Annotated in this window: 21 protein-coding genes; 14 read left to right on the forward strand and 7 right to left on the reverse strand. The window is 64.0% G+C overall.

Translation table 11 applies throughout. The annotated features are described in order from the left end of the window. The first annotated feature begins 104 nt into the window (after positions 1-104). From OA2633_RS01470 to OA2633_RS01480, 3 genes are all read left to right on the forward strand, one after another. Positions 105-830: a glutathione S-transferase N-terminal domain-containing protein gene (locus OA2633_RS01470; RefSeq protein ID WP_009800698.1), complete on the forward strand. Its 726-nt coding sequence runs from the start codon at positions 105-107 to the stop codon at positions 828-830. Between the two features lie 72 nt (positions 831-902). After that, positions 903-2,402: a hypothetical protein gene (locus tag OA2633_RS01475; RefSeq protein ID WP_156776033.1), complete on the forward strand. Its 1,500-nt coding sequence runs from the start codon at positions 903-905 to the stop codon at positions 2,400-2,402. Positions 2,403-2,576: 174 nt separating this feature from the next. Further along, the gene (locus OA2633_RS01480) at positions 2,577-2,849 is read left to right on the forward strand and encodes a hypothetical protein (protein ID WP_009800700.1); all 273 of its coding nucleotides are present in this window, start codon (positions 2,577-2,579) and stop codon (positions 2,847-2,849) included. 57 nt (positions 2,850-2,906) lie between these two features. Here the strand turns inward: OA2633_RS01480 and OA2633_RS01485 are convergent, their stop codons facing one another. Beyond that, on the reverse strand, positions 2,907-3,638 hold the full coding sequence (locus tag OA2633_RS01485) for a polysaccharide biosynthesis/export family protein (protein ID WP_050752838.1): 732 nt from the start codon (positions 3,636-3,638) through the stop codon (positions 2,907-2,909). A gap of 82 nt (positions 3,639-3,720) precedes the next feature. Between OA2633_RS01485 and OA2633_RS01490 the strand changes: the two genes are divergently transcribed. The 3 genes from OA2633_RS01490 to OA2633_RS01500 all read left to right on the forward strand — a co-directional run bounded on the left by OA2633_RS01490 (position 3,721) and on the right by OA2633_RS01500 (position 7,141). Then, positions 3,721-5,211 (forward strand): Wzz/FepE/Etk N-terminal domain-containing protein, encoded by a 1,491-nt coding sequence (locus OA2633_RS01490; protein WP_009800702.1) that lies wholly within the window; start codon positions 3,721-3,723, stop codon positions 5,209-5,211. Positions 5,212-5,279: 68 nt separating this feature from the next. Beyond that, the gene (locus OA2633_RS01495; protein WP_009800703.1) at positions 5,280-5,894 is read left to right on the forward strand and encodes a hypothetical protein; all 615 of its coding nucleotides are present in this window, start codon (positions 5,280-5,282) and stop codon (positions 5,892-5,894) included. Next, a complete protein-coding gene (locus OA2633_RS01500) occupies positions 5,891-7,141 on the forward strand; it encodes an O-antigen ligase (RefSeq protein WP_009800704.1) in 1,251 nt (416 codons plus the stop codon). Before OA2633_RS01495 ends, OA2633_RS01500 begins: the two co-directional genes overlap by 4 nt. Here the strand turns inward: OA2633_RS01500 and OA2633_RS01505 are convergent. Genes OA2633_RS01505 through OA2633_RS01520 form a run of 4 tightly spaced genes read right to left on the reverse strand, consistent with a single transcriptional unit; the run spans position 7,138 to position 11,235 of the window. Further along, positions 7,138-8,055: a glycosyltransferase family 2 protein gene (locus OA2633_RS01505; protein WP_009800705.1), complete on the reverse strand. Its 918-nt coding sequence runs from the start codon at positions 8,053-8,055 to the stop codon at positions 7,138-7,140. The genes OA2633_RS01500 and OA2633_RS01505 overlap by 4 nt on opposite strands. Next, positions 8,052-8,843 (reverse strand): polysaccharide deacetylase family protein, encoded by a 792-nt coding sequence (locus tag OA2633_RS01510; protein WP_009800706.1) that lies wholly within the window; start codon positions 8,841-8,843, stop codon positions 8,052-8,054. Before OA2633_RS01510 ends, OA2633_RS01505 begins: the two co-directional genes overlap by 4 nt. Next, positions 8,840-9,781: a glycosyltransferase family A protein gene (locus tag OA2633_RS01515; protein ID WP_009800707.1), complete on the reverse strand. Its 942-nt coding sequence runs from the start codon at positions 9,779-9,781 to the stop codon at positions 8,840-8,842. Before OA2633_RS01515 ends, OA2633_RS01510 begins: the two co-directional genes overlap by 4 nt. Further along, positions 9,778-11,235: a lipopolysaccharide biosynthesis protein gene (locus tag OA2633_RS01520; RefSeq protein WP_009800708.1), complete on the reverse strand. Its 1,458-nt coding sequence runs from the start codon at positions 11,233-11,235 to the stop codon at positions 9,778-9,780. Before OA2633_RS01520 ends, OA2633_RS01515 begins: the two co-directional genes overlap by 4 nt. 193 nt (positions 11,236-11,428) lie before the next feature. On the opposite strand from OA2633_RS01520, the gene OA2633_RS01525 reads away from it, so the two are divergent. The 4 genes from OA2633_RS01525 (at position 11,429) to OA2633_RS01540 (ending at position 15,908) form a co-directional block, all read left to right on the forward strand. Continuing rightward, positions 11,429-12,514 (forward strand): GNAT family N-acetyltransferase, encoded by a 1,086-nt coding sequence (locus tag OA2633_RS01525; protein ID WP_009800709.1) that lies wholly within the window; start codon positions 11,429-11,431, stop codon positions 12,512-12,514. A gap of 114 nt (positions 12,515-12,628) precedes the next feature. Continuing rightward, positions 12,629-13,381 (forward strand): glycosyltransferase family 2 protein, encoded by a 753-nt coding sequence (locus OA2633_RS01530; RefSeq protein WP_009800710.1) that lies wholly within the window; start codon positions 12,629-12,631, stop codon positions 13,379-13,381. Between the two features lie 2 nt (positions 13,382-13,383). Further along, positions 13,384-15,084, forward strand: a complete 1,701-nt coding sequence (locus tag OA2633_RS01535; protein ID WP_009800711.1) for a glycosyltransferase family 39 protein — start codon at positions 13,384-13,386, stop codon at positions 15,082-15,084. Positions 15,085-15,143: 59 nt separating this feature from the next. Next, positions 15,144-15,908 (forward strand): crotonase/enoyl-CoA hydratase family protein, encoded by a 765-nt coding sequence (locus tag OA2633_RS01540; protein ID WP_009800712.1) that lies wholly within the window; start codon positions 15,144-15,146, stop codon positions 15,906-15,908. A gap of 61 nt (positions 15,909-15,969) precedes the next feature. On the opposite strand, the gene OA2633_RS01545 is transcribed toward OA2633_RS01540, so the two are convergent. Then, positions 15,970-18,555 (reverse strand): M14 family zinc carboxypeptidase, encoded by a 2,586-nt coding sequence (locus OA2633_RS01545; protein ID WP_009800713.1) that lies wholly within the window; start codon positions 18,553-18,555, stop codon positions 15,970-15,972. Positions 18,556-18,739: 184 nt separating this feature from the next. On the opposite strand from OA2633_RS01545, the gene typA reads away from it, so the two are divergent. Beyond that, positions 18,740-20,569, forward strand: coding sequence for a translational GTPase TypA (gene typA, locus OA2633_RS01550; RefSeq protein WP_040612885.1), 1,830 nt, complete (start codon positions 18,740-18,742; stop codon positions 20,567-20,569). 52 nt (positions 20,570-20,621) lie between these two features. On the opposite strand, the gene OA2633_RS01555 is transcribed toward typA, so the two are convergent. After that, positions 20,622-21,485: an alpha/beta fold hydrolase gene (locus tag OA2633_RS01555; RefSeq protein WP_009800715.1), complete on the reverse strand. Its 864-nt coding sequence runs from the start codon at positions 21,483-21,485 to the stop codon at positions 20,622-20,624. Between the two features lie 117 nt (positions 21,486-21,602). Between OA2633_RS01555 and OA2633_RS01560 the strand changes: the two genes are divergently transcribed. The 3 genes from OA2633_RS01560 to OA2633_RS01570 all read left to right on the forward strand — a co-directional run. After that, positions 21,603-22,382 carry a DUF547 domain-containing protein gene (locus tag OA2633_RS01560; RefSeq protein WP_009800716.1) on the forward strand — a complete coding sequence of 260 codons (780 nt, stop codon included), beginning with the start codon at positions 21,603-21,605 and terminating at the stop codon, positions 22,380-22,382. Positions 22,383-22,623: 241 nt separating this feature from the next. Beyond that, positions 22,624-24,813, forward strand: a complete 2,190-nt coding sequence (locus OA2633_RS01565) for a TonB-dependent receptor domain-containing protein (RefSeq protein WP_040612888.1) — start codon at positions 22,624-22,626, stop codon at positions 24,811-24,813. A 192-nt stretch (positions 24,814-25,005) separates the two neighbouring features. After that, positions 25,006-26,070, forward strand: a 1,065-nt coding sequence (locus OA2633_RS01570; protein WP_009800718.1) for a transporter substrate-binding domain-containing protein, incomplete at its 3' end; no start/stop codon positions are given.

Here is a 26,070-nt window from a genome sequence, read left to right on the forward strand (position 1 = left end):
TTAGCGCTCCCTCGCGGGCTCGTGAAGATGCTATGTCTTGAACGTATGGTCGCAGGCGCCGACATAGGGCGTTCACAGCCGATTTTCAGGGCAGGGAGACACCCATGAGCAAGCCGATCGAACTCTATTACTGGCCGACCCCGAACGGTTGGAAAGTCAGTATCGCCCTTGAGGAAATGGGCCTGCCCTATGAGCTCAAGCCGGTCAATATCGGGCTGGGCGAACAGTTCGAGCCGGACTTCCTGAAAATCAGCCCCAACAATCGCATGCCCGCGATCATCGACCCTGAAGGTCCGGACGGCGAGCCGATCTCGGTGTTCGAAAGCGGCGCTATCCTGCAATACCTCGCACGCAAGACCGGCCAGTTCTATGGCTCGAACCTGCGCGAACAGACCGCGGTCGAGGAATGGCTGTTCTGGCAGATGGGCGGGCTGGGCCCAATGTGCGGCCAGGCGCACCATTTCCGCACCTATGCGCTGAAGATCGAGCCCGATGAAACCAAGCTCGAGTACGGCAAGACCCGTTACACCAACGAGGTGCACCGGCTTTATGGCGTGATCGAGCGTGATCTGGAAAACCGTGAGTATCTGGCGGGCGATTTCTACTCCATCGCCGACATGGCGGCCTGGCCCTGGATCCTGCCCGAAGGTCAGGGCCAGAATCTCGACGAGTTCCCGCGTCTGAAAGCTTGGCATGAGCGCGTCGGCGCGCGCGAGGCGGTGAAGACCGGCCGCGCTGTGGGCAAGGACCTTTTCAAATCTCTCGCAGACGACAGCGAGGAGATGAAGAAGGCGCGCGACGTCCTGTTCGGCCAGCGCGCCAAATCCTAACGCAACGTGAATCAGGCTTTCCCCTGTCGCTTCCGCCCTCTAGTTTGAGAGGCGAGGGCAGGGGGAAGACTGATGAGGGTTGGGACAGCACCGTCTCGCACCTATAGCGAACGCTATGGCGCACGTTCGCCCTGGCTTGTCGAGCGTTGGCGCGTGGCGCTCTATCTGATCTGGCGCACACTCTTCGCGCTCGCCCGGCCAACCCTCTTTGTCGTGTTGCTGGCGGGCGCGGTCTTGTGGGTGTATCGCGGCCTGGGCGCCGCCCCGGTCGACGCCTTCCGTCCCGCCCCGCCGCTGGGGCAACGTTTCGAGACGGCCCTTCAGAACGCAGCAGGAGAACAATCGGACGCGGATGTCCTGACGCTGTGGCGCGCTGAACTCGACCTGGCTCTCCGGCCCGGACAGGCCGGCGGCCCTGACCTGTTGCGCGCGGAAAGTTTCGCAAACAGCCTGCCCGCGCTGATGGGGCGGGAATCCCTGGCCCTCTATCTGATGCGACAGGATCGCCGGCCCGAGCTGATGCAGGCCGATCTCGTCGCCATGCCGGTCTGGCGGCGTCAGCAAATCATCAGCGGCGTGCTTGAGGCGCGCCGCCAAATCGCGCCTCCTGGCCCGGCGCCGGTCTGGCTTGTGGAAGCGCCGCCCACGATCCGGCGTCGGTTTGACCGCGCCCAGGCGCTTTACGGCAGAAGCCTGCGTGATGCGGAAGACTGGTTTCTGAGACCAGACGGGCTGGCGATCAATCTGGCGGCCCTTCCGGGCGTCATGGCGCCGGATCGCGGGCGCATTCCGCCTGTGCTCCCCGATGCCCGCGAAGTGATTGTTCAGGGCTGCGCCCTTGCTCAGGCTCAGCAACAGCGCGTGCCGGCCTGTGAGCGAACCGGGCTTGTCTTTCCGGCTGCGGATCCCGTGCAGGCGGCTTTGGCGCTCTCGCTCCATGATCCGGCGCTCGAGCCCACGCCTGTGCGTCTGGCGCTGGCGGCGCGTGCGGCTGGGCGGCTGCAGGGCGACTGGCTCGACAGGTTGATGCTCGGAGCGCCGTCACGCGCGCCGGAGATGCGGTTGCTGACGGCGCTGATGCCCGTATTGGCCGATGCGGATCGGTATTATGCGCGTCCGGAAACCTGTGTGTCCGCCTGCGGGCAGGCGAGGTCGGAATTCCGGCAGGCCGCCGGACTGGACCTGGAGGCGCAGCAGCGCTGGTTCGAGGCCTATGACGGGATACGCCGGGCGGAGGGCGCGCTGGTCGCCCTGAGAACCTCCGATCTTCTTCGGCAAGAGGATGATGTGCACGCGCTCGCGCGGGTCAGCAACATTTCTGACGGACGATTGCTGGCGGGGCGCATCCTGCTCGAGGCGCATCTGGTCGAGCTGGGGCGAGTGAAAAATTTTTTTCGACCCGATCCGGGCGCGCCCGAGTTCTGGCTCGCCGGTCTTCAGTTCGTTCTGGCGATGCTGCTTCTGGGAATCGTTTTGATTCATGGGCGCTTACGACGTTCAGGCGGCGCTCCAGGGGCGCTGGAACGGCTCGACGGAAAAGTCAGCCGGTTAATTTTGGGTAGGAATCTCTAACGGAATTAAAGGGTTAATCGACGTTATTCTTGAGACTCTTTAACCCTGTAGTCAGACATCGTGCGCATTCTGATCGTGCACAACGGGCCAATGAAAAGGCATCGGGTGCATGGTGGGATGCGGAGGCGACACGGACGGAAAGTCCGGCCCTCCGCCAACGATGGGAAGACTAAAATGGCTTTCACTGACGTGGAAACGGCGCAAGTTCACGACGCGGTCAAAATGGACCCGACGGGCGAGGATCTGTGCAAGCTGGGCCTTCTGTATTCGACTGGCCAGTGCGGCGTGATCGATTACGTCGAGGCGCACAAATGGTTCAACCTGGCCTCTCTGATGGGTTCGGACACCGCCAAATACTATCGCAGCGAAGTCGCCGCCGAGATGGATGGCGAACAGATCGCCGCCGCCCTGACGGCCGCCCGCGAGTGGCTGTCGACCCGGCACTAGGACCGATCGAGCCATGATCGCCGTCAGAAGCGACAGGCTCGATCCGTCTGCATCCCTCTAGTTCGAATTGAACACCTGATCGGCGAGTGCGTAAGCGAACGCGTTGTCGAGCGGCAGGATGTTTCGAATATAAAGCTCTGTAAAATCGTTGATTTCAGCGATTGTTGTGCGGGGCGCAAAGACGATGTCGTGTCGAGCCAGCGGAATGATGTCCGTGGGCGCGCCCCTCTGGGCGTTGCGAATGTCGACCGTGCGCATCATCACGCCGCCATCTTCTGCGCGGCGCAGGACGACCACCTGACGCAGACGCGCGCGATTATTGGCGCCGCCGGCAAGGGTGAGCGCTTCCATCACGCCCATGCGCGGGCTGATCATTTCATAGACGCCGGGGCTGCGAACCTCGCCGCCGACCAGGATCTGCTGGGCGCCGTAGGTGACCGGCCGCACCTCCACGATCGGATCACGCAGCACGCGGGCATAGCGATCGGCAATGGCGCGCGCCGCCTGGGGCCCTGTCATCTGAGCCACCATCACCGAACCCGCCAGGGGCAGGCTGACGCGACCATCAGGTCCGACCGCCAGCGTCCGGTTCAGCTCGTCCGCCGTATGCACCGTGACTTCAACCTCATCGCCGGGGAACAGGCGATAGGCCGGATCGCCTTCCGACCAAGTCTGGAACCGGCTCGGTTCAAAGCTGTTTCCCGCGCCCTGTTGCGGCGTGCTGGCGCAGGCGCCCAGGGCCAGGACGCCCAAAGCGGACAAGACAGACCGACGTGTTGGCGCAGCCATCGCGGAAACTCCCCTAATCAGATCTTCACCATGAAAGGCTGCGGCTAAGGAAAAATTAAGCGCAATCGCGCCAGATGCACCTATGACGTCAACGCCTTCAGACTCCTCCGCCGACGGGCGGGCGCGGCGCGAACTGGATCTTGTGGATCTGGTCGCGATCGCATGGACGCAACGTCTCTTCATCATCCTGATTACGTTTCTGATTTTCATCCCGCTAGCGATCGCGGCCTATCTGAGCCTGACCCCGACCTATACCGCGGGCAGCCGTTTGCTGGTGATCATGGATGATGAAGACCTGACACCGGGCGCCGCCGGGGCGGGCGGCGAATTCATGTTTGACCAGATCATGCAGTCCGAAGCGGATCTGCTGGCGTCCGAGGAAGTCAAACGGCGCATGCTGATCGAATTGACAGGCAGCGCCGATCCCGAACAGCTCAAGACGCTGGGCGAGGGCTTTGGCGTCTCGCGGGCTCCGAACGCAAGCTTCCTGATCGCCACCTTCAAGAATCCCGATCCGGTAGTGGCGGCGAATACCGTGAACGCCATTGTCGACGCCTATCTGCGCTATCGGGTGGAACTTCTGACGGGCGGATACGAAGGCGGCGTGCAGGCCCGTCTGGATGCGGCGGAGCGGGATGCGCGCGCCGCACAGATGGCGTTGCGCCTGTTCATGTCAGACAACGACATCACCGATTTCGAGACCGAACTGAACTCGGCGCTTGGCCGCCTGGCGGACATTCAGGGGCGCAAGCTGGCGGCTGAGGCAGACGCCGCTCAGGCGCGCGCCCTGGCGCAAGCGCTTGAAGACCGTCTCCAGAATATCCCGCAGACGATTGAACTTTATGTCGAAAACTCGGTTACGGGCCAACTTCTCGACTTGCAGGTCCGCCAGGCCGAGCTGATGGCGCGCTATCAGCCGGACGCGCCGCCTGTCATTGCCGTGCAGCGCGAGATCGAAGCGCTGGAGCGCTTTGTCGAGGAAGGTCGCGCCAATGGTCAGGGCCAGCGCCGCACGGGTGTGAATCCGATCTGGCAGGAGCTTGAGTCCTCTCGCCTGCAGCAGGAATCCAACGCGGCTGGGCAGGCCCGGCTGGCCTCCTCGCTGAATTCGCAGTTGCGGGACGCCCGGGCTGAAGTGGACCGGCTTCGCGCCCTGCAATCTGATTATGACCGCCTGACGCGGGCCGTGGCCGCGCGGTCTGCAGCCGCTGATCAGTTGTCGGTGCAGGCTGCGGACGCCATGGCGCGCCGTGAAATGCCGCCGGGCGGAGCGGACGCCATCCGCATCGTGTCCCGCGCAACGCCGCCGGTGCAGGCCTCCTCCAAGCGCAAGCTCGCCGTGATGGCGGTGGGCGTTCTGGCGGGAGGAGTCGCCTTGTTGCTGGGCCTGATCCGCGGCTATGTCATCACACTGCGTGATACGCCTGCGCCGCGCAGCCCGGCGCCGCAAACGCCATCGTCAACACAAAATTCCCGTTCGGAGCCACAGCCCGACCCGGATGCGTCCGAGCCGACCCGCTCACGATCGCGGACCCGCTTGCCCGTGCTGGCCCGGGTCAGCGAGACGCGCTGATCTGACAGGGCTCCGTTAACCATTCACGCATACATCTGTCTGTTGGGTAAACAGGCGTGGCTGTGCGTATGAGCATCGAGGTGGAACTGGACGGCTTGGCCCGGCGCTTGGCGCCGCAGGGCGCCCATGCGCGTGCGGTCATGGTTGTTCCGGTCAGCGTCAACGCCGGCGCCTCGACGATCGCATCGGGCCTCGCGCGCGCCTCCGTGCAGCGCGGCGTCAAGCCCGTCTGGCTCTATGACCTTGATTTCAAGAACAATCCTCAATCGGACGCCTTCCGGCTGAATGGCAAGGCCTATTCCGGCGCGCTGTCGGGCCGCCGTTTCTGGCGGACCGTGCCGGACAATGCCGGGCGAGTCGCGCTGCGCCGGGTCGAGGACCAGCCGATCTATGTCAGCCGGTTCGAGCGCCAGCCGGGACAGGTGCGCAGCCTGACCTTCCTGGATGCGCCCGACTACTGGATGCAGGCGCGTCGCAGCGCAGGCCTGACGCTAGTGGACGCCTCCTATCAGAGCGCCGCCATTCCTCTGGTGGCTCCGAACATGGACGGCGTCATTCTGGTCGCGAACGCCCGTACGGACGGTCGCGAGCGCTGTGAAGCCATGGCGGAGCAGTTGCGCGAGCTGGGAGCGCAGGTCTGGGGCGTGGTGGTCAATCGCGCCCGGTCTGCGACGGCGGCGTGAGCGCCTTCGCCCTGGCGGATCGCTGGCGGGGCTATCTGCCCCGGTTCCGCTTCGCGCAAACGCTGGAGACCGCGCTCGCGGTGCTGGTCATCTTCCTGTTCTCGAGTGCGCTCCTCTCCCAGCTTTTTGGCGGCGGCGAGGAGGGCAGTCCGATCCTGCGTCTGATCTGGCCGCCGGTCTATCTTCTGACCCTGATCCTGATCGTGATGCGCCCGATGCCGGTGCTGGGCCTGATGGTCCGGGCCTGGCCGTTGATGGTGCTTGCTGTCCTTCCGATGGTCTCGGCCTGCTGGTCGCTCGATCCCGGGCTTACCCTGCGACGCGGGCTGGGCGTTCTGTTTCCGGCGCTGTTTGCTCTGTGGATGGCGAGCCGGTTCAGCTGGCGCGATCTGATCCGCCTGCTGGCCGTGTCGCTGTCCGTGCTGGCGGTCGGCTCGCTTGTCATGTCGGTTCTCTTTCCGGCCTATGGCGTGATGCACGAGATCCATCCGGGCGCCTGGTCGGGTCTGTGGTTCGAGAAGAACCGCATGGGCGCCGTGATGGCGCTCGCCGCCATGAGCGGCATGGCGGCCGCCTTCACCACGCCCCATCGCCGCGAAGTGCGCTATTGGGGCGCGCTCGTGATCCTCGCGGTGTTTCTGGTGCTGATGTCCACCTCCAAGACCGCGCTGATGGCGTGCATGATCGGAGTGCTGGGGCCGGTGATGATCTATCTGGCCCGTCAGGGCTTCATCATGGCCGCGATTGCGGTCTTCAGCGGCTTGTTCGGGGTCTTCGCCCTGACGCTCGTGATCCTAATCGGACCGGGCGTGATCCTGGAGGCGCTCGGACGGGATCCGACGCTGACGGGCCGGACCGATATCTGGATCGGATTGCTGCAGGCGGTGCAGATGCGGCCCTGGACCGGCTTCGGCTGGGGCGTGTTCTGGCTGGTGGAGGACGGGCCGGTCTTCTGGGTGCGTCAGGCGACGCAGTGGGAAGTGCCGTCCGCGCACAATTCCTGGCTCGAGATCGCCCTCGCGCTTGGTCTGCCCGGCGCGATCTGGGCGATCCTGGTCTATCTTGGCGGGCTGGTCTCGGCGATGAAGCGATTGTTCTCGGGCGTTGAGGCCTACTGGGCGCTGCCCGCCATGGCGGTCTGGGGGCTGACCAGCATGTCCGAGAGCATCTTCATGACCACGAACGGCTTCACCTGGACGCTGTTCTGCATCACCTTCAGCAAGCTCGCCTCGCGCCGTGAACGCTAGGCCGCGCTGGCGCCGTAGAGCCGGGGGGACACCGCTTCGGACCAGATCAGCTTGCCCAGTCCTTGCGCCGCCCGATCCAGACAGCTCGCGGCCGCACGGGCAGACACCAGGCGCGCCAGCGGAACGCTCAGCCCGAAGGCGATGAACTGAACGGCGCCCACGCCCATCCAGAACGCCACGCCCGCCCGGTTGACGGGGTTGGCGGACGCGCAGGCCTGGGTCGGACCCTGGCCATAGGCGAAGCTGCGCTCGAGCAATTTGAACCAGCTTTGTCGCGGCGCCTGCACATGCTCGAAAACCTGCGCGCGCGCCGCCCAGCCAAACCGTGCGCCGCCCGCCTTGAGCCGGGCGAAGAGAAGATCGTCTTCGCCACCGATCTCATTGGCCGCCAGATCAAAGACAGGATCGGGCAGAGTGAGCGCCTCTCGATCAAACAGGGCGTTGCCGCAGCCATGCGGCTCCTCGATCACGCGATCTTCAGAGGGGCCGAGACGCGAATAGAGCCGTTGCATGTAGGCGCTGCGCATCTGGCCGCGGACATCGGGCGAGACTTGCGCAATCACAGGACCGAAAATGACGGGGACGTCCAGCGTCTCGCGCGCCGAGAGCAGGGTCTCCAGCCAGTGCGCGTCCGCCGTCTCGTCATCATCGAGCTGCGCGATGAAGCGGGCTTGGGTCCGGGCGAAGCCGGTATTGCGCGCGTTGGACACGCCGGGTCTGGGTTCGTGAACATAAAGGATGGGGGCCGCTGCATCGAGCGACAGTCCCTCGACCGTCTCACGCGCACCGCCCTTGGGATCATTGTCGACGACCAGGATTTCGTCCGGCAGCCGGGTCTGGACCAGCACGCTTCGGATCGCATCCGCCAGCGCCTCATTGCGGCGATAGGTGGGGATGAGGACGGCGACGCTCATTGTCTGGCCAGGATCGCCTTGAGCGCTTCAGACTGGGTGCGCACCTGCGCGCCCGATTGTTCAACGGCGTGCAGCACCACATCGAGGAATTCCGGCGTGCAGCCCCATTCGGACGGAGTCTTGCGAATGTCGTGACCGTAGAAGATCAGCCAGCCCGGATTGCGGCTGACATTCCTGACCGCTTCGACCGCGCGTTTCAGACCCGTTTCGCCGCCATCCAGCGGCATGGCTTTGAGCAGCCCGCGATCGGCGACGCCGCGATTGATGCCTGGCTGAACTCCGCGCAGACAGCCATAGGTCTCCAGGAGGCGTTTCTTGGCTTGTGGGGTCGTTTCACCATACGCGAAGGCGTAACTCGTGGGGGCGCGGTTCAGGCCGGCCTCCTTGAGGAAAGCGCGGTTGCGCGCGGCGTCGGCGGCGACGGATTCAGCCGTCAGACGCGAGGCGTCGAGATGGCTGTAGCCATGGCAGCCGATCTCATGCCCGTCCGCTTGCAGCGTCTGCAGGTCTTCGGGGTCGAAGAGGTCGCCATGGTGATTGGTGACGCCCGCCAGCCCGCCGCTTACGAAGAAGCTGCCGCGCCAGCCGCGCGCCTTGAGACGCGCAGCGCCCAGTTCCATGGCGGTCTTCGGGAAATCATCAAAGCTGAAAGTGACGATCGGGCGATCAAGCTTGATCTTGAGGGGGGTGACGCCCAGTCGGCGCGCAACATGCTTCTGCAAGCGTCCGGTCAGTCCGCCGCGCGGACGATAGACCACCTCGTCAGGATTATACGCCGTCTGGTTCATGCTCGCCCCCTGGGCAGATCGCGGGCCGCAGCGCCCGCACGAAACAGTTTCAAGGCCAGTATGCGCGCCTTCATGGGCGCCCAGTCCCATCTTGCCACGCTGCGCCCGATCAGACGGGCGGGCAGGCTCAATCGCGTCGCTTGCAGTTTCCGGGCCAGTCGTGCGCCCGGCCGCGCCTCATAGGCGGGGTGCCGGGTTAACAGCCGGGCGAAATTGGTTCCGGCGCGTGCAAACTTTGACAAGAGCTCGTCCGCACTCTGCAAGCCGCCATGGGCGGCGGGAACATCCACATGCCCAACATGGCCCAGACTTGCGGCGCTGAGCGCCCAGTCCACATCTTCCCAGCCCCAGCCGGCATAGCCCTCGTCAAACGGGCAGCGTGCAAACAGGCTGGCGCGAACGGCGAGGTTGGACGAGCAGACGGCGAACGCGCCCTGCGCGCTGCGGGTTTGCGCATCCACAGCGTCTGACGCATGGGCGAGGGCGGCGTGGACGCGTTCATGCCTGGAACGCGGCTCGCACGGCGCATAACCGCCAAACAGAGCGTCGCAATCGGTCTCTTTCAGCGAAGCGCGCCACCGGCTCAGAAATCCCGGACTGATTTCCATGTCGGCGTCCAGAAACAGCAGCCAGTCACCACTGGCGGCGTTTGCCAGCGCATTGCGGGCGCGTGAGCGTCCCTGATTGACCGGGCTCGTGATCAGGGTCACCGCAGCATCTGCGACGATAACCGCCTGTGTGACCGCTGCTGACAGCGCGGCGTCAGGCGCGCCATCGTCAAACAGGATGATCTCGATTCCCGGCTGTGCCTGTGCGGCGAGGCTCGCCAGTAACGGGCGCGGATCGTCGCCATAAAACGGGATGAGAACCGAGAGTATGATCGATTGCGTGTTCGTCGCGGCTCCAGAGCGCGTCAGTTCAAGCGGATGAGCGGTCATGCGGCGGCCCTCCGTTCCAGTCGCGCCGTCAGCTTGTCCTTGATCCAGCCGCGTGCGCCGAGCCCGTCGAGCGCGAGCATGATCGTGGCGTAAATGATCACGCCCGCGCCTATCTGCAGTCCCAAATCGATCAGAACCGGTCCCACTGAGGGGGCGAACAGAACCCCTGTGCTCATGCCGGCGGTGGCCAGACCCGCCTTGCTCCACTCAACTACAGGAATGGGCATGGGGAAGATGGTGCGGCCATGGAAGACACAGGCGATCAGCGCCACGCCATAGGCGGCGACCGTCGCCCAGGCGGCGCCATGAAGCCCCAGAAACGGGATCAGCGCAGCGTTCAAGACGAGGTTCAGCACTGCGGAGCCGGTCATGATGAAGGCCATGGAGCCTGTGCGCCGACCCAGCGTGTAGGCGGTATGGAAATAATGGGTCATGACCCCGTTCATCAGGCCCGACAGGGCGATCAGCGGCACGATGGAGGCGGCGGTCGCGGCGAGATCCTCGCCAATCATCAGGCGGGCGAGATCGGGGGACACCAGTGCGAGACCGGCTGCGGCCGGAAAGCCGATCGCGCCCATCAGCGCGCCGGTCTGGCGGGCGACTTTCTGCGCCGCGTCGCGGCCTTCATGCTCCAGCGCAGAGATCAGAAGCGGTCCGGTCGTCATGCCGAGCCACAGGAAGATGATGCTGAGCGAACGGTCCGCCAACGCATAGCCCGCCGAATAGGCCCCCGTAGCCGCTTCGCCCAGATAGGCGGCGATGAGAAATCGGTCACCGCTTGTGAGAAGCTGTTCGAAGATCAGGGAAAATGCGATCGGCCCGCCATAGGCGAAGAAGGCCGTCACCCTGGCGCGATGGGCGCGGTCCTTGCGCGCCTTGCGGGCCAGAGCCGGCAGGTCAAAGACCAGCGCCAGAGCCGAGGCCAGCGCCAAACCGGCCAAAGGCCCGGCGGAGTCCAGATCGGTGAAGAGCGTCAGCGCCGCGCCAAAGGCGAAACCGCCCGCCAGCGAGAAGGTTTCCAGCAGCGAATAGCGCCAGGCCTCGCCCGCGGCCCGGCGAGTTTCGAGCGCAATCATGACCCCGGCGCGCAGCAGCATGTAGGCGAGCGCATAGGCGCAGGCGGTCTTCAGGCTGGGCCCAAGATCCAGAACGAACAGCAGAATGACGCCCAGCACCAGAAGCGGCGCGGCGATCATTCCAAACAGGGTGAGCGCGGTAAAGAGATGCCCGCCCAGACGTCCGCGAGAAGCGGCGCGGGCGTGATAGCGCGCCACGGCGGCGTCGAGCCAGGTGAAGATGAGCGTGCTGATGAGCGCCGAACCGGTCAGCACCAGCATGTACTGGCCATAGGCGTCCGGGCTCAGGATCCGGGTGAACACCACCACGCTGCCAAAGCCGACAAGCGCCTGGGCCAGATAGACCGGCAGATAGGCCAGAAGATGACGGTTCAGCATGGGCGGTTCAGCATCCGGTTCAGCACGTCTTGCGCTCCTGCAAGAGCGCGACCGGTCCCAAGCTTGCCCCAGAACTTTGAAAAACGGCCTAACAGCCGGAATTCTGTGCCGAAGCGGGCCAGATGCAGGCGTGCGCCAAGGCTTTGTTCAGTTCTGTCTGTCAGGACTGTCGCATAACGAGACGGGGACCGGGATGCAGATGTTGTCGGTGGAGCTGAAGTCGCCTCAGACGCTGTCTGACGAGGAACGCGCGGCGTGGCGTGGGATGCTCACGTCCAATCCGTTTCTGGTCAGCCCCTATCTGACGCTGGGATATGTCGATGCGGTTTCTCATGCCCGTCCCGACATCAAGGTGGCCGTGATCCGCAGGGGCGACCGCATTGCCGGGTTCTTCGCCTTCCAGAAAGGCCCGATGGGACATGCCCGCGCGCCGGGCGGAGTGGTCAATGACTGCCACGCGGTGATCTGCGCGCCGGGCGAGGACATTGCGCTCAGCCACGTGCTGACCCAGACGGGGGTCGAAGTGTTCGACTTCAAGGATTGCCTCGCCGCCCAGGCCCCGTTCCGTCGCCATGCCGAATTTTTGGAAGGCGGCTGGATCATTGATATCAGTGACGGCTTTGACGCCTATGTGGCCCAACGCAAGAAACCCGGCGGCAACACCTTCCGCAGCGCCATCGGCGCGCCGAAGAAGCTCGCCAAGGAAGGCGAGCTGACCTTCCGCTTTGATGACCGCCGCCCCGAAACGCTTGAAGCGCTCTATGCTTGGAAGTCCGCCCAGTATCGCGAGTCCGGTTTTCCCGATCTCTTCGCCCTCAAATGGGTGCGCGACCTGATCGAACAGCTCTGGCGTCAGGATCGCGCTGAGGGCGCGGGCCTGATGTCGACGCTGGAGCTGGATGGTCGTTTGGCGGCGGTTCATTTCGGCCTGATCGGCCCGACGGTGCTGCATTCCTGGTTTCCGGCCTATGATCCGGAGTTCGCGCATCTGACGCCCGGCAATGCGCTCCTGATCGAAATGCTGCAGGCGGGCGCGGAGGCGGGCGTGCGGGAAGTGCATATGGGACCCGGCGATCAGCGCCAGAAACAGGCCATGGGCTCGTTCCAGGAAGGTCTGGCGACCGGTTGCATCACCCGTCCTGGCCTTGTGGGCTGGGCGCGTCAGGCGGCGGGCTATATCGAGAAGACCGCCGAACCGCTGCCCCTGGGCCCGCTCGCCCGCGCGCCGGGCAAGGCGTTTCGCAAGATCGACCGGATCGCCGCGCTTTACGGCGTCTGATCCATCTATCGCAGCCTGCGCTTCGGGTAGTCATTGCCGCGCTTGGCCGGTTCGCGCTAAACGCTAGCTCATCAGACCGCGCGTCTTGCGGTCGGCCTTGCCAGATGAGCGCCCATGACCACGCCAGCCCTGTCCATCGTCATCCCCGCCTTCAATGAAGCGGCCAGCATCGAAGAGGTGGTCAAGGAAGCCGTTTCGGTGTTCGAGGCAGGCCTTGAAAGCTTCGAGATCATTGTGGTCGATGACGGCAGCGATGATGACACCGCCGGCGCGCTTGGTCCGCTGTCTGAGGCCGATCCGCGTGTGCGCGTCATCCGTCACCCCAACCGCTCGGGCAAGAGCGCCGGGTTGCGCACCGGCTTTCTGGCCGCGCGCGCGATCTGGGTCGCGACCATGGATGGCGACGGGCAGGATGATCCGCGCTCGGTCGTGGAGATGAGCAAGGCGATTGATTTGTCGACCGTCGGAAGCGTCGGTGTCGTGGCCGGCTGCCGCCAGAACCGCACCGATGGCGCGAACCGCAAGTTCGCCTCGCGCTTCGCCAATGGCCTGCGTCGCTCGCTGCTCAATGACGACTGTCCGGACACCGCATGCGGTTTGAAAATCCTGCCGCGCGATCTGTTTCTCGTGATGCCCTTCTTTGACGCGATCCACCGCTATCTGCCCGCGCTCGCCGGGCATCTGGGCTTTGAGACGGTGAATGTGACGGTGGTGAACCGTCCGCGCGCCGCCGGTGAAAGCAAATACACCAATATCGGCCGCGCCGCCGCGGGTCTGTTTGACCTGATGGGTGTGATCTGGCTGATGCGCCGCACTCATTATCCCGACCCGCACATGCTGCTGGGCGCTCGGGGCGAGGACCAGTAGCCATGACCGGTTTCACGCAGTCTCTGACCCAGCCCGGCGAGACCGGGGGGCTCTCTGTTCGCGCCTGGATCATGCTGATGATCGTGGCGGTTCTGGCCCATTTCCCGGGCCTGTTCTCGATCCCGGCCATGGACCGGGACGAGGCGCGCTATGCTCAGGCCAGCCGGCAGATGATGGAGACGGGGGACTATGTCGATATCCGTTTCCAGGGCGATCCGCGACACGTCAAACCCAGCGGCATCTACTGGCTGCAGGTGATCACCACCCAGCCCTTTGGCGGGGATGATGCGCCCATCGGCGCGCACCGCCTGCCGAGCTTTTTCGGTTCGATCATCGCCGTGGCGCTGACCGCCTGGCTGGGCGCGCGGCTGTTCTCGCCCGGCGTGGGGCTGATCGCGGGCCTCGTGATGGCTTTGAGCCTCGCCATGCAGATCGAGGCCAGGACCGCCAAGACCGACGCGGCGCTGCTGGCGGCGGGCATGTTCGCGCAGGTCGCGCTCGCCATGCTGATGCTGAAGGTCGAGGAGGCGAAACCCAAATTCTGGGGCTGGCCCGCCGTACTGTGGGCCGGGACCGGGGCCGCCATCGCCATCAAGGGGCCGATCTTCTTCATGGTCACCGCCCTGACCCTGATCGGCTATGTGGCTCTGAAACGAGACCCCAAGCTGCTGCTGAAGATCCGGCCTTTGCCGGGTCTCGCGCTGGCGCTGGCGATCTTCCTGCCCTGGCTGATCGCGATCAACATCCAGACAGACTGGGGCTTCTTCCAGGAATCCGTCGGTCACGCCCTGTTCGGCAAGGTTGGGGTGGCGGATGACAGCCATGGCGGTCCGTTCGGCTATCACACGCTGTTGATGCCGGTGACGCTCTGGCCCGCCTCGGCGCTACTGGGCCTCGCGGCGCTCGCCGCCTGGGCGCGCAAGGGCGAGGCGGTGGTTCAATTCCTGCTCGTCTGGATCCTGCCGTCCTGGCTGGTGTTTGAACTCATCCAGACCAAGCTGCCGCACTATGTCTCGCCCATGTTCCCGGCCATCGCGATCCTGATCGGGATCGGACTGGTCAACGCCCGGGCGCTCCTGAGCGGCTGGAAGCAATGGACGCTGTTCGGCGTTCTGGCTGTGCTGGCGATCATCGTGGGCGGCGCCGTGGGGCTGGTGCCCTGGCTCGGTCAGATCGAGTTTGGCGAGAGCGTAAGTCTTGCCAGCCAGATCACGGCGGCTCTCGGCGTCCTGGCGGTGATCAGCCTGATCATCCTCGCCCTCAAGCCGGATCTCACGCGCTTTCTCGCGGTCACGGCGGCCACCTGCGCGGTCTATGTGGTTGCCTTCGGCGTCGCCATTCCGGGCGTGCACAAGCTCTGGCCCTCCTATAACGCGGCGCGCATCGCCGACTCGTTCACCGGCTGTGAGGTGCTGGATGTGGCGACGGCGGGCTATCGCGAGCCGTCCAACGTCTTCAACTTCTCCACCGATATCCATCTGGGCACGGACGGGGCGGATACGGCGGCCTATCTGCTGAACCATCCCGAGTGCGGTCTCGCCATTGTGGACCAGTCCGAGGACGAAGGCTTCCGCGCGGCTCTCAATGGCGCAAACGTGCGTCAGCTCGCCGAACTTGAGGGCTACAACGCCGTCAAGGGCCGGGATCTGACCCTGCGCTTCTACACGCTGCAAACCTCACAGGTGCAGGCGCCCGTCCAATAAGGCTTGCCTGAGCCGAGGCGCTGTCCGACCCTTTGTCAAAACATAAGGGGAGGACAGCCATGAGCGTTCAGTACGAGACGCGCGACGCCGTTGCCATCATCACCATTGACCGTCCCGACCGGCGCAACGCCGTGGACGGCCCGACCGCTGACAAGCTGGCGGAGGCCTTTCGCCAGTTTGACGCGGACGAGACGCTCTCCGTCGCCATCCTGACCGGGGCGGGCGGGACGTTCTGCGCGGGCGCTGACCTGAAGGCTGTCAGCACGGGGGAAGGGCGTAACCGGGTCGAGGAGACCGGAGATGGCCCGATGGGGCCGTCGCGCATGCGCCTGTCAAAGCCCGTAATCGCGGCGGTCGAGGGCCATGCAGTGGCCGGCGGTCTGGAATTGTCGATCTGGTGTGATCTTCGCGTGATGGCGGAGGATGCCGTCTTCGGCGTCTACTGCCGCCGCTTCGGCGTGCCGCTGATTGATGGCGGCACGATCCGCCTGCCGCGCCTGATTGGTCAGTCGCGCGCCATGGACATGATCCTGACGGGCCGCGCCGTGGGAGCCGAAGAAGCGCTCCAGATCGGGCTCGCCAATCGTACCTGCGCCAAAGGGAAGGCTCTGGAGACGGCGCTGGAACTGGCGGACCAGATCGCGGCCTTCCCCCAGCTCTGCCTGCGCCATGATCGCCACTCGGCGCTGGAGCAATGGTCGCTGGATGAGTCGGCAGCGCTCATCAATGAGACCCGCCTGGGTCTCAAGACACTCGCCAGCGGCGAGACTGTGGAGGGCGCAACGCGCTTCACACAAGGGCAGGGACGGCACGGCCAATTCTGATCCGGAAAGCAAAACGCCCCGACCAATGGCCGGGGCGTTTCTGTCTTTATGGCTTCAGCGCCTATTCCTCTTCATAGACGCCGCGCGCGCCGTCAATCATGCCCGAGAAGAAGATCGCATTCATCAGAAGGCGCTCAGAGCCCGGGAAGGTGGCGCGGAAGACCGGATTGTCGGCCATCATGATGACCGAACCGCGACCTAGGCGCTCTGCGACCACCGCCGGCGTGCCCGCGATTTCGGTCTGGCGACGCTCCGAAGCGTAGCCGGACAGCAGCGGTTCATCCGTATACTCGGCAACCACGGCATAGGGGTCGTCTTCAGGGCGGATCAGCACGCTGGTCATGTTCCGCTGAACGGGCAGGGTGCGGTCATTGAAACCGAAACCCAGCGGGTGGGAGATGTCGAGGTCGGTCTCGAACAATGCCCCGCCAATGACGTGCTCGGCTTCGCGCACCGCCATCTCGGAGACATTGAGGCGTTCCAGCGGTTCGCTGCGCTCTTCTTCGTCCTCTTCCTCGCGGTCAAAGAAGGCTTCCTGCGCCCAGATCGCGGCCTGACGGGTGGCGATCAGGGCGCCGCCATCTCGACGGATCCAGTCGCTCACGGCTTCTTCGGCGGAGGCGGACAGTCGGGCATTGCCGCCCACCAGAATGATGTGGGTGTAATCGCCCAGGTTCAGGCCGCCGACATCATCCTTGCGCACAAGGGTGACTTCCATGTCGTGCTGGTGATCGAGCGTCCACCACATTTCACCGGCGTCATAACGGCTCAGACCGTCATCAAAGGCGAGCAGGACATGGGGCTGCTCTAGCGCGCGGAAGATCCCGGCGGCGCCAAAGTCCGCGCCATCGGTCGGCGTCAGGCCGGAGGTAAGCGCGTGCACGGTGACACCATCTTCTTGCGCGATGGTCTGCATCAGGGCGTGAATGTCCTCGCGGCTCATATCCTGACGGGCATAGGGCACGAAGATCGCGCCGCGGCCCAGCTCGACCCGGCCGCGCGTGGTTTCCGCTGTCACCGGTTCGGTACCGGCGCGGGCGTAGAGGCCCGCTGACAGAACGCGGTTCAGGGCGCGCGGCGCATAGGTGTGCGACCATTCCAGCACATAGCCATAGGGCGCCACGTCCGGAGCCGGCGCGGCTTCAAAGTCGCCCGTCGCCAGGTCATCGGACCAGGAGACCGAACGCAGGCCGCTGAGAGCCGAATAGTCGAGGTCGTACGCCAGGGGCAGGGTCCAGCCGGACACGTCATAGAAGATGTTCTCTTCAAACTCGGTGACCTGGTCGAAAATGCCCCGGATCATCCGGTGCTGGGTCTGGCTCATCGGAACGATGAAGGACTGGCCGGCGCGGTAGGTGCGCCCATCGGCGCGCACATCGCTTTCCAGCTCATACACCTCAATGTCGTGCATGCGCAGCAGTCGGACAAACCGGTTGGCCCGCTCGGGGTCGCCCGCCGCCGTGAAAACATAGGCGCGGCGATTGTCCTGGCTCGCCATGCGCAGGGATTGTTCGAAATAGCTGCGCTGATAATCGATCAGCTCGTCGCGGATATTGCGCGCGCCCTCGACCGTGGTCAGGACGGTTCGGAACTGCGTGCGAACATTGTCGCCATGGGTGACGAGGCCGCGATCGGTTTCGATCTCGCCGCCGCGCGCCGCGCCGATCTCGAAGAGGATGCCGAGCGAGCCATTGATCTGGGGATAGGTCGAGCCCTTGCCGATATAGAAGTTATCGAAGCCCTCCTGGGTGGTGTAGAGCCGCGCTTCGGGGTCGAGAAAGTCCGATGTGTGCTGCTGGGCGATGCGATAGGTCAGATCCCGCGCCCGCTCGGGGATGAGCGGGTTGCGGCGCAGCGCTTCGCCGGGGTGGAAGTAGAACGGGCTCGACGACCCCATCTCGTGATAGTCCGCAGAGACCATCGGCTTCCATTCATGCCATTTGCCGATCCAGGCTTGGGCCTCGGGTTGGGTCAGCAATAGCCACTGGCGGTTGAGGTCGAACCAGTAATGGTTGGTGCGCGCCTCGGTCCACAGATTATGGATGACGTCCGCAGGGTCCGTGTTCTGCGCCTGGGAGAAGAAGGTCTCCACATGGTTCACCCGGCGCGAATGGCCGTCCGGGTTGAACACGGCGGTGAACAGGATGACCGTGTCGTCCAGCGTATCTCCGATATCGGCGTCGCTGGCGGCGGCGAAATGATAGAGCGCGGGCATGGCTGCATCCATGCCGGAGGATTCCGCGCCATGGACGCCGAAATTGATCCACAGCACCAGCGGCGTGTCTTCAGCGACGGCTTCTCCGCGCAGGCGCGCCAGATGCGCTTCGCGAATCTGGTCGATTCGGGCCTGGTTCTCCGGCGAGGTCACCGTGAAGAAGAGAATCGGGCGCTGTTCATGGGTGTAGCCGATGGTCTCCACGGTCACCCGATCTGACGCGGCCGCGACTTCGCGAAGATAGGTCACCATGTCGCCATGGCGGACCGGGCGCGAGCCGACTTCATACCCAAAGCTGTCCTCAGGCGCCGGAATGGCGTCCGAATAGGTGACGTCCTCCGGCATATAGAAGGAAATGGGCTCTGCATGGGCCTGGGCGGCGTAAAGCGCGGCGCCGAGCGCGAGCAAGCTCGCACGCAAAATGCTCTTCATGATGTCTCCCCATGAGCCGTTATTCGGCCCGATTTTGTCATGGTGATGATTTGAACGGCAAGCTAGACCGCCAGACGAGCGGCGACCAGTGCTAGCCGAATTCAATTTCGCCCTGTATGAGAGCGCCAAAGACCGCAGGCTTCGCACCTGCGAAGAGACAGATCTGCGAGACAAGGACCTCCCCATGACCGCTCCCGTCGAGCGCATTCGCAATATCGCCATCGTGGCGCACGTCGACCATGGCAAGACCACCCTGGTGGACAAGCTTCTCCGGCAATCGGGCACGTTCGACGAACGCGCTGCGGCTGTCGAACGCGTCATGGACTCCAATGACCTGGAGAAAGAACGCGGCATCACCATTCTCGCCAAGAACACGGCGGTGACCTGGAACGACTATGCGATCAACATCGTGGACACCCCCGGACACGCCGATTTCGGCGGCGAGGTGGAGCGCGTGCTGTCCATGGTGGACTCGGTGCTGCTGCTCGTGGACGCCGTGGACGGCCCGATGCCGCAAACCACCTTCGTGACCAAGAAGGCGCTGGCGCTGGGCCTCAAGCCCATCGTTGTGATCAACAAGGTCGACCGTCCGGGCGCGCGTCCGGACTGGGTCGTCGATCAGACCTTTGACCTGTTTGACCGTCTGGGCGCCACGGATGAGCAGATGGACTTCCCCGTCGTCTACGCGTCCGCGCTGGAAGGCTGGGCGACGCTGGATGTGGATCAGCGCGGCGGCGATCTGAACCCGCTGTTCCAGGCCATCGTGGACCGGGTGGACCATCCGCAGGTGGACCAGGACGCTCCGCTTCAGCTGCAGGTCTCGGCGCTGGACTATTCCAGCTATACCGGCGTGATCGGTCTTGGCCGCATTCGTCGCGGCAAGCTGAGCAAGAACCAGCAGGTCGTGGTGGTGGGCGCCGACGGCGTCGAGCGTCGCGCCAAGGTGCTGCAGGTGTTCGGCTTCCATGGCCTGGACAAGGTCGAGCGTGACTCCGCCTCCGCTGGCGACATCATCACCTTCAACGGTATCGATCCGCTGAACATCTCCGACACGCTATGCGATCCCGATCACGTGGAAGCCCTGCCGCCGCTGACGGTGGACGAGCCGACCATCTCGATGATCTTCCAGGTGAACGATTCCCCGTTCGCCGGTCGCGAAGGCAAGTTCGTCACCTCGCGCCAGATCAAGGAGCGCCTTGATCGCGAGCTGATCCACAACGTGGCCCTGCGCGTCGAGCAGCAGGACAATGCGGATAAGTTCCTCGTCTCCGGCCGGGGCGAACTGCACCTGTCGGTGCTGATCGAAACCATGCGTCGTGAAGGCTTCGAGCTCGCTGTGGGTCGCCCGCAGGTGATCTACAAGGAAGTCGACGGCGTGATGTGCGAGCCGTTCGAGACGCTCACCATCGACGTCGAGGAAGAGCATCAGGGCGGCGTCATGGAGCGCCTGGGGTCTCGCAAGGCCGAACTCAAGAACATGGAGCCCGACGGCAATGGCCGGGTGCGTCTTGAATACATGGCGCCGACCCGCGGCCTGATCGGCTTCCGGTCGGAATTCCTGACCCTGACACAGGGCTCGGGCCTGATGTTCCACACGTTTGACCACTACGCGCCGCGGTCTGCCGGCGAGGTGGGTCAGCGTCCCAAGGGCGCGATCATCTCCATGGAGACCGGCAAGGCTCTGGCCTTCGCCCTGTGGAACATCCAGGAGCGCGGCAAGCTGTTCATCGGCCATGGCGTCGAGGTCTATGAGGGCATGGTCGTGGGCCTGAACGCCCGCGAAGAGGACATGATCGTCAACCCGCTCAAGGGCAAGAAGCTGACGAACATGCGCGCCTCGGGCACGGACGAAGCGGTGGTCCTGACCCCGCCGGTCCGCGTGACGCTCGAATACGCGCTTGAATTCATCAATGACGACGAGCTGGTCGAAGTGACCCCGGAAAGCATCCGCATCCGCAAGCGCTTCCTGCTTGAGCACGAGCGCAAGAAAGCCAGCCGCGAAAAAGGCAAGTAGGCTTTCCGAGCAGAGACGAGAAAAGGCCGGGCGAACGCCCGGCCTTTTTGAATCAGACGCCCGCCCTGTCTGCGGCCTGCCTGAGCCAGTCGGACACGGCCTGCGGCTGCTCCATGGGGGCGAGATGGCCGCCCTCGATGGTCTCGATCCGGGCGCCGCGACGTTCAAGGCCACGCGCATTGATGACCGTCGAGGCCTTGCTGGCCTTGAGCACCTGGATCTGGCCGTCGACACGACGCGCGGCCTTGAGCAGGTCATGCGCCTGACCCTCGAAATTGGCCGCCTCCCATTCCGGATCACAAGACAGGCGCACGCCGTTCACATCCAGCGTGAGGCCATCCTCGAGATAGTCTTCCAGCACGCCGTCCGCCCACCGGGCGAAAGTGGGGCGGGTGCGATAGCGCTCAGCGACGCTCATTGCGTCCGGCCAGCCGTTCGAGCGTTTGCGCGCCATCTGGCCCTGCTTGACCGTGCCCTTCATGAAGCGCCAGAGCGGAGAGCGCGCCATAAGATAGAGCGAGGACGGCAGAACGACCGGTTCGACAAGGGCAAGGGGCGGGGCGTCTGTCATCTGCGCTGCAGCCAGCAGTGTGCTCGACGCGCCCATGGAGTGACCGGCCAGCAGTGCGGGCGTGCGGTCGAGTTGCGCATAGAACGCCAGCAGGTCTCGGGCATAGACGTTCCAGCTGTGATGGCTGGCGGGATGAGCGGGCAGGGTGGTGCGGCCATGGCCGCGCAGGTCGGGCGCGAGTATCTCGAAATGCTCTGACAAGGGCTGCAGCACCTGTCTGTAGACCCCGCCGTTAAAGCCGTTGGCGTGTGCGAACACGAGAAGGGGCGCACCCGGATTGGCCCAGCGCCAGCCCGCCATGACGCCGTCTTCAAGCGAATGCTGGATACGAACAGGGTCGATCATGGGCGGGCTTCCGGTTTGATGATCACAAGCGTTTGACCATGCCCGATTCTCACCGGGGCGTGACTGGTCTTGGGAGGCAGGCGCGCTAGTCTACCCTTCCGAGATCGGGAGCGTGACATGAAAGCATTCATCGCGACGTGGTTACTGGCGTGCAGCCTTGTTCTGCCCGCATCTTCACAGGCTCAGTCCGATATCCACCAGCCCTGGGACAGTCTTCTGCGCGCCTATCTCGTGGAGGGCGCGGACGGGATCAATCGGTTTGATTATCGGGGACTCCGCGCCGATGACGCCGACCGAGAGGCCCTGAACGCCTATATCGCGTCACTGGAGCGCTTCCCCGTCAGCACCCTCGAGCCCGATGACGCGTTCGCTTTCTGGGCCAATCTGTACAACGCCGTGACGGTGCGCCTGATCGTCGATGAAGCGCCCGAAAGATCGATCCGCCAAATTCGTCCCCGTCCCTGGTCCATCGGCCCCTGGGGGGTGAACCGGGTCGAGTTGGAGGGACAGGCTTTGTCCCTGGATGACATAGAGCACGGCATCCTGCGAGAACGCTTCGAGGCGCCTCTGGTGCATTACGCGGTCAATTGCGCCTCGATCGGGTGTCCGAACCTCAAGCCGACCGCCTGGCGCGGCGACACGCTGAGCATGGATCTTGAGACTGCGGCGCGCGCCTACATCAATCATCCGCGGGGCGTTCGGGTGACAGGGGACGGCCTGGTGGCCTCCCGAATCTATGACTGGTTCAAAGAGGATTTCGGAGGGTCGGACGCCGGTGTCATCGCGCATTTGCTGGAGTACGCCGATCCCGACCTGGAATCCCGGATAAGGGCGCAACAATCCATACACGCATATGAATACGACTGGTCCTTGAATGACCTGGAGGCCGGGCGATGAGATCGGAGCGGAAAGCTCTGTTCACGGATTATCTGCGCGTGTGTTGCTGCAAGTGCACACTCGACGCTTCTTAAAGCCTTGAAGTGTCATATTTCTCTTTTGCTGCTGATAAAAATCCGTAACACGCTCGGAACGAGCCCGCTCCGGCATGCCGAAGCGATGGATCTCCACCTCTCGCGTCCTGATTCTCAGGCGCTCTCACGGAGTCGAACTCGTGCCCCAGTTCAAATCCCGCCTCTCCATGCTCGCCGCCGGCTCGGTGAGCGCCCTGGCCCTGAGTGCGGCCGCGCCCTTCGCAGCGTTGGCCAATGACGTCGAAACCACGCCAGAGCGTTTGGACACCATCATCGTGACGGCGACGCGCCGGGCCGAGAATGTTCAGGATGTCGCCGCCTCCGTCACCACGGTGCAGAAGCCGACCCTTGTGGCCATTACCGAGGCGGGCGGGGACATCCTGCAACTGGCCGCGCGCGCGCCCAGCGTCTACGCGGAAAGCTCCAATGGCCGAATCGCCCCGCGCTTTTACATCCGCGGTCTGGGCAATACCGATTTCGATCTCGCCGCCTCCCAGCCGGTCTCCGTCCTCATGGATGGCGTGGTCCAGGAAAACGTCATTCTGAAAAGCTTCCCCCTGTTCGATATCGATCAGGTCGAGATCGCCCGTGGACCCCAGGGCACGCTGTTTGGCCGAAACACCACTGCGGGGCTTGTCCGCTTTGACTCCGTGCGCCCCACGCAAGAGACGGATGGATTCATCAGCCTGACCGCAGGCTCCCTGGGCACGGTGAATGTGGAAGGCGCAATCGGCGGCGCGCTGGTCGAGGAGACGCTGAGCGCGCGTCTGTCCATCCTGCGCCAGCATCGCGATGACTGGATCGACAATGACTTCTCCGGTCAGCAGGATGCTCTGGGCGGATTTGACGAACAGGCGGTCCGCCTGCAGCTTCTGTACACGCCCAATGATCAATTCGACGCTCTGCTGAATGTGCATGCGCGGGACTTCGAGGGCACGTCTGCAGTGTTCCGGGCCAACATCCTGAGCACGGGCTCCAACGCGCTGAACGGCAATTTTGATCGGGATGCCGTCTTCTTTGATTCCCCGGCCAACAATCCGCAGGAATATGAAGGGCATGGCGCGAGCCTGACCCTGAACGGCTATCTGGATGGCCTGACCCTTACCTCGATCACCGGATACGAGTACGCCGACGGCTTCTCTCTGGGCGATATCGATGGCGGCAATCCCGCTGGCCCGGGTTTCATTCCCTTCCAGTCCGAAACCCAGGATGCGCTGGATGACCTCCAGCAGGTCTCGCAGGAAATCCGTCTGGCTTCGGATACGGACGGTGCAACGAGCTGGCAGGTCGGGGCTTACTGGTTCGACTCCGAGTTTTCAGTGACCACGTCTTCGCCGATCGGCTTTCCGCCGACCACCACGGTGACCCATGAGAACCAGCTCTGGGCGCTGTTCGGCCAGGTCAGCCACCAGCTCAATGACCAGCTGCGCCTGTCAGGCGGTCTGCGCTACACCAGCGACGAGAAAGACCTGACCGTGCCGCTCGCCGCCTTTCCGGTTGCGCCGGTGAACGTCTCCGATGAAGAGGTCAGCTGGGATCTGTCGGCTTTCTACGACGTCAATGAGGATTTCGCCGTCTTTGGCCGGGTGGCCCGGGGCTTCCGCGGCCCGACCATTCAGGCGCGGGACGTGGCGTTTTTCTCCCAGCCGTCGGTCGCTCAGAGCGAAACCTCGATCTCCTATGAAAGCGGTTTCAAGTCCGAGTTCGCTGATGGGCGGGCGCGCGTGAACGCAACGGCGTTCTATTACACGGTTTCAGATCTGCAGCTGTCAGCTGTTGGGGGCGCCGGCAACCTCGTGCAGCTGGTGAACGCCGATGAAGGCGTGGGCTACGGGCTGGAAGTGGATTCAGAATTCCTCATCGGCGAGAACCTGCTGGTGACAGCCGGTTTCAGCTGGAATGAAACGGAATTGCAGGATTCTGCGCTGGAAGTGGCGCCGTGCGGCTCCGGCCAGTGCACGCCTACCGACCCGGATGCGGACAATGACGGTTTTGTTGAAGTTGACGGCAATCCCTTCCCGCAAGCGCCCGATTACATCCTGAGCCTGACCGCGCGTTACGGCGTGCCGTCGCAATGGGGCGGGGAGTGGTTTGTCTACACAGACTGGTTCTGGCAGGGCCGGACGAACCTGTTCATCTATGAGTCTGAGGAATTCTATTCGGACGGTAATTTCGAGGGCGGGCTGCGTCTGGGCTATGCCGGCAACGCCAATGGCCGGGACTGGGAAGCCGCAGTGTTCGTGCGCAATCTCACCGATGAAGAAAATCTCGTTGGCGGTATCGACTTCAACAACAATACGGGTTTCGTCAACGAACCCCGCATCTGGGGCGTCAGCCTGCGCACAAGCCTGAACTAGACTGACCGGACGATCCGGCTTGAACGGCGTCAGGGTTTTCCTGGCGCCGTTTTTCTTTGGTGAGAGGCTTGTCGGCATGAAGGCGAAAAGCGCATTTAAGACAGTGCGTAAGCGGTTCTTCATTGAACCGTGAGACTGCGCTGCCCCGGTTCGGATTTGGCGTCGAGCGTCAAAGCCCCTAGGTTTATATCCATGGGGTTGTGGAGCACATCCGCGCGATGGAGTGGCGGCGCACTGGCGTCGCTGACCGCTCTTGTCGCCTGCAGCTCGCCTGAACCGGCGGGCTTCGAGACAGTTGATCAGATCGTCGAACGCGGCGAATTGATTGTCCTGACGCTGGAAAGCCCCACTACCTATCATCTGGACGAGGATGGCGAGCCGGAAGGCTATGAAGTCGCTCTGGTGAAGGATCTCGCCCAGGAATTGGGCGTGAGCGTCCGGTACGAGCCGCAACGCGATCTGCGGCAATTGCTCACGAACATCGCGGCAGGCCGTGGCCATCTGGCGGCCGGCGGGGTGACAATGACCGAGGCGCGCGCAGCGCATGTAACCTTCGGTCCGGCCTACAAGACGGTGACCGAACAGCTTGTCTGCCGACGCGGCGGTCCACGCATCGAAGCGCTCGAGGATCTGTCCGGCGTCGATATCGCGGTGGTTCAGGGGTCGAGCTATGTCGAAACCCTGCAGGCGCTTCGCACGGACCATCCCGAGCTTGAATGGCGCACTGTGGATGCGCCCTCCGCCCTGCCGCTGCTGGAAGCGGTGCAGGCCGAGACGCTGGACTGCACGGTGGCGGATTCAACGCTCGTCGCGCATGCCCGCCTGCGGTTTCCCGAACTTCTGACGCCGCTTGATCTGAGCGAAGAGCGCTCGCTGGCGCTTGTTCTTCCCACCGAAACCCAGCTGGGCGAGGCCCTGGATGCCTGGTCCGAACGCCTGCATGAAACCGGCCTTCTGGAGCGGCTGGACCAGCGCTGGTATGGCGCGACCCGTCAGTTCGACTATGTCGACACGGCGCGTTTCATCCGCCGTCTTGAGGAACGACTGCCCGCTCTGAGACCGCATTTCGAGGCGGCTGCGGCGGAGACCGGCATCGACTGGCGTTGGCTGGCTGCGCAGGCCTATCAGGAATCCCATTGGGATGAGGACGCCGTCAGCGCCACCGGGGTCAGAGGCATCATGATGCTGACCCTGCCGACCGCCAATGAGCTGGGCGTTGAGGACCGGACCGATCCGGCGCAATCCATCGCTGGAGGG

The organism is Oceanicaulis sp. HTCC2633 (assembly GCF_000152745.1).
GTDB lineage: Bacteria > Pseudomonadota > Alphaproteobacteria > Caulobacterales > Maricaulaceae > Oceanicaulis.

Excerpts from the sequence above, each read along its gene's own strand:
- OA2633_RS01470 (WP_009800698.1), top strand. The coding sequence starts at position 105 with ATGAGCAAGCCGATCGAACTCTATTACTGGCCGACCCCGAACGGTTGG.
- OA2633_RS01475 (WP_156776033.1), top strand. The coding sequence starts at position 903 with ATGAGGGTTGGGACAGCACCGTCTCGCACCTATAGCGAACGCTATGGC.
- OA2633_RS01480 (WP_009800700.1), top strand. The coding sequence starts at position 2,577 with ATGGCTTTCACTGACGTGGAAACGGCGCAAGTTCACGACGCGGTCAAA.
- OA2633_RS01485 (WP_050752838.1), bottom strand. The coding sequence starts at position 3,638 with ATGGCTGCGCCAACACGTCGGTCTGTCTTGTCCGCTTTGGGCGTCCTG.
- OA2633_RS01490 (WP_009800702.1), top strand. The coding sequence starts at position 3,721 with ATGACGTCAACGCCTTCAGACTCCTCCGCCGACGGGCGGGCGCGGCGC.
- OA2633_RS01495 (WP_009800703.1), top strand. The coding sequence starts at position 5,280 with ATGAGCATCGAGGTGGAACTGGACGGCTTGGCCCGGCGCTTGGCGCCG.
- OA2633_RS01505 (WP_009800705.1), bottom strand. The coding sequence starts at position 8,055 with ATGAGCGTCGCCGTCCTCATCCCCACCTATCGCCGCAATGAGGCGCTG.
- OA2633_RS01510 (WP_009800706.1), bottom strand. The coding sequence starts at position 8,843 with ATGAACCAGACGGCGTATAATCCTGACGAGGTGGTCTATCGTCCGCGC.
- OA2633_RS01515 (WP_009800707.1), bottom strand. The coding sequence starts at position 9,781 with ATGACCGCTCATCCGCTTGAACTGACGCGCTCTGGAGCCGCGACGAAC.
- OA2633_RS01520 (WP_009800708.1), bottom strand. The coding sequence starts at position 11,235 with ATGCTGAACCGTCATCTTCTGGCCTATCTGCCGGTCTATCTGGCCCAG.
- OA2633_RS01525 (WP_009800709.1), top strand. The coding sequence starts at position 11,429 with ATGCAGATGTTGTCGGTGGAGCTGAAGTCGCCTCAGACGCTGTCTGAC.
- OA2633_RS01530 (WP_009800710.1), top strand. The coding sequence starts at position 12,629 with ATGACCACGCCAGCCCTGTCCATCGTCATCCCCGCCTTCAATGAAGCG.
- OA2633_RS01535 (WP_009800711.1), top strand. The coding sequence starts at position 13,384 with ATGACCGGTTTCACGCAGTCTCTGACCCAGCCCGGCGAGACCGGGGGG.
- OA2633_RS01540 (WP_009800712.1), top strand. The coding sequence starts at position 15,144 with ATGAGCGTTCAGTACGAGACGCGCGACGCCGTTGCCATCATCACCATT.
- OA2633_RS01545 (WP_009800713.1), bottom strand. The coding sequence starts at position 18,555 with ATGAAGAGCATTTTGCGTGCGAGCTTGCTCGCGCTCGGCGCCGCGCTT.
- typA (WP_040612885.1), top strand. The coding sequence starts at position 18,740 with ATGACCGCTCCCGTCGAGCGCATTCGCAATATCGCCATCGTGGCGCAC.
- OA2633_RS01555 (WP_009800715.1), bottom strand. The coding sequence starts at position 21,485 with ATGATCGACCCTGTTCGTATCCAGCATTCGCTTGAAGACGGCGTCATG.
- OA2633_RS01560 (WP_009800716.1), top strand. The coding sequence starts at position 21,603 with ATGAAAGCATTCATCGCGACGTGGTTACTGGCGTGCAGCCTTGTTCTG.
- OA2633_RS01565 (WP_040612888.1), top strand. The coding sequence starts at position 22,624 with ATGCTCGCCGCCGGCTCGGTGAGCGCCCTGGCCCTGAGTGCGGCCGCG.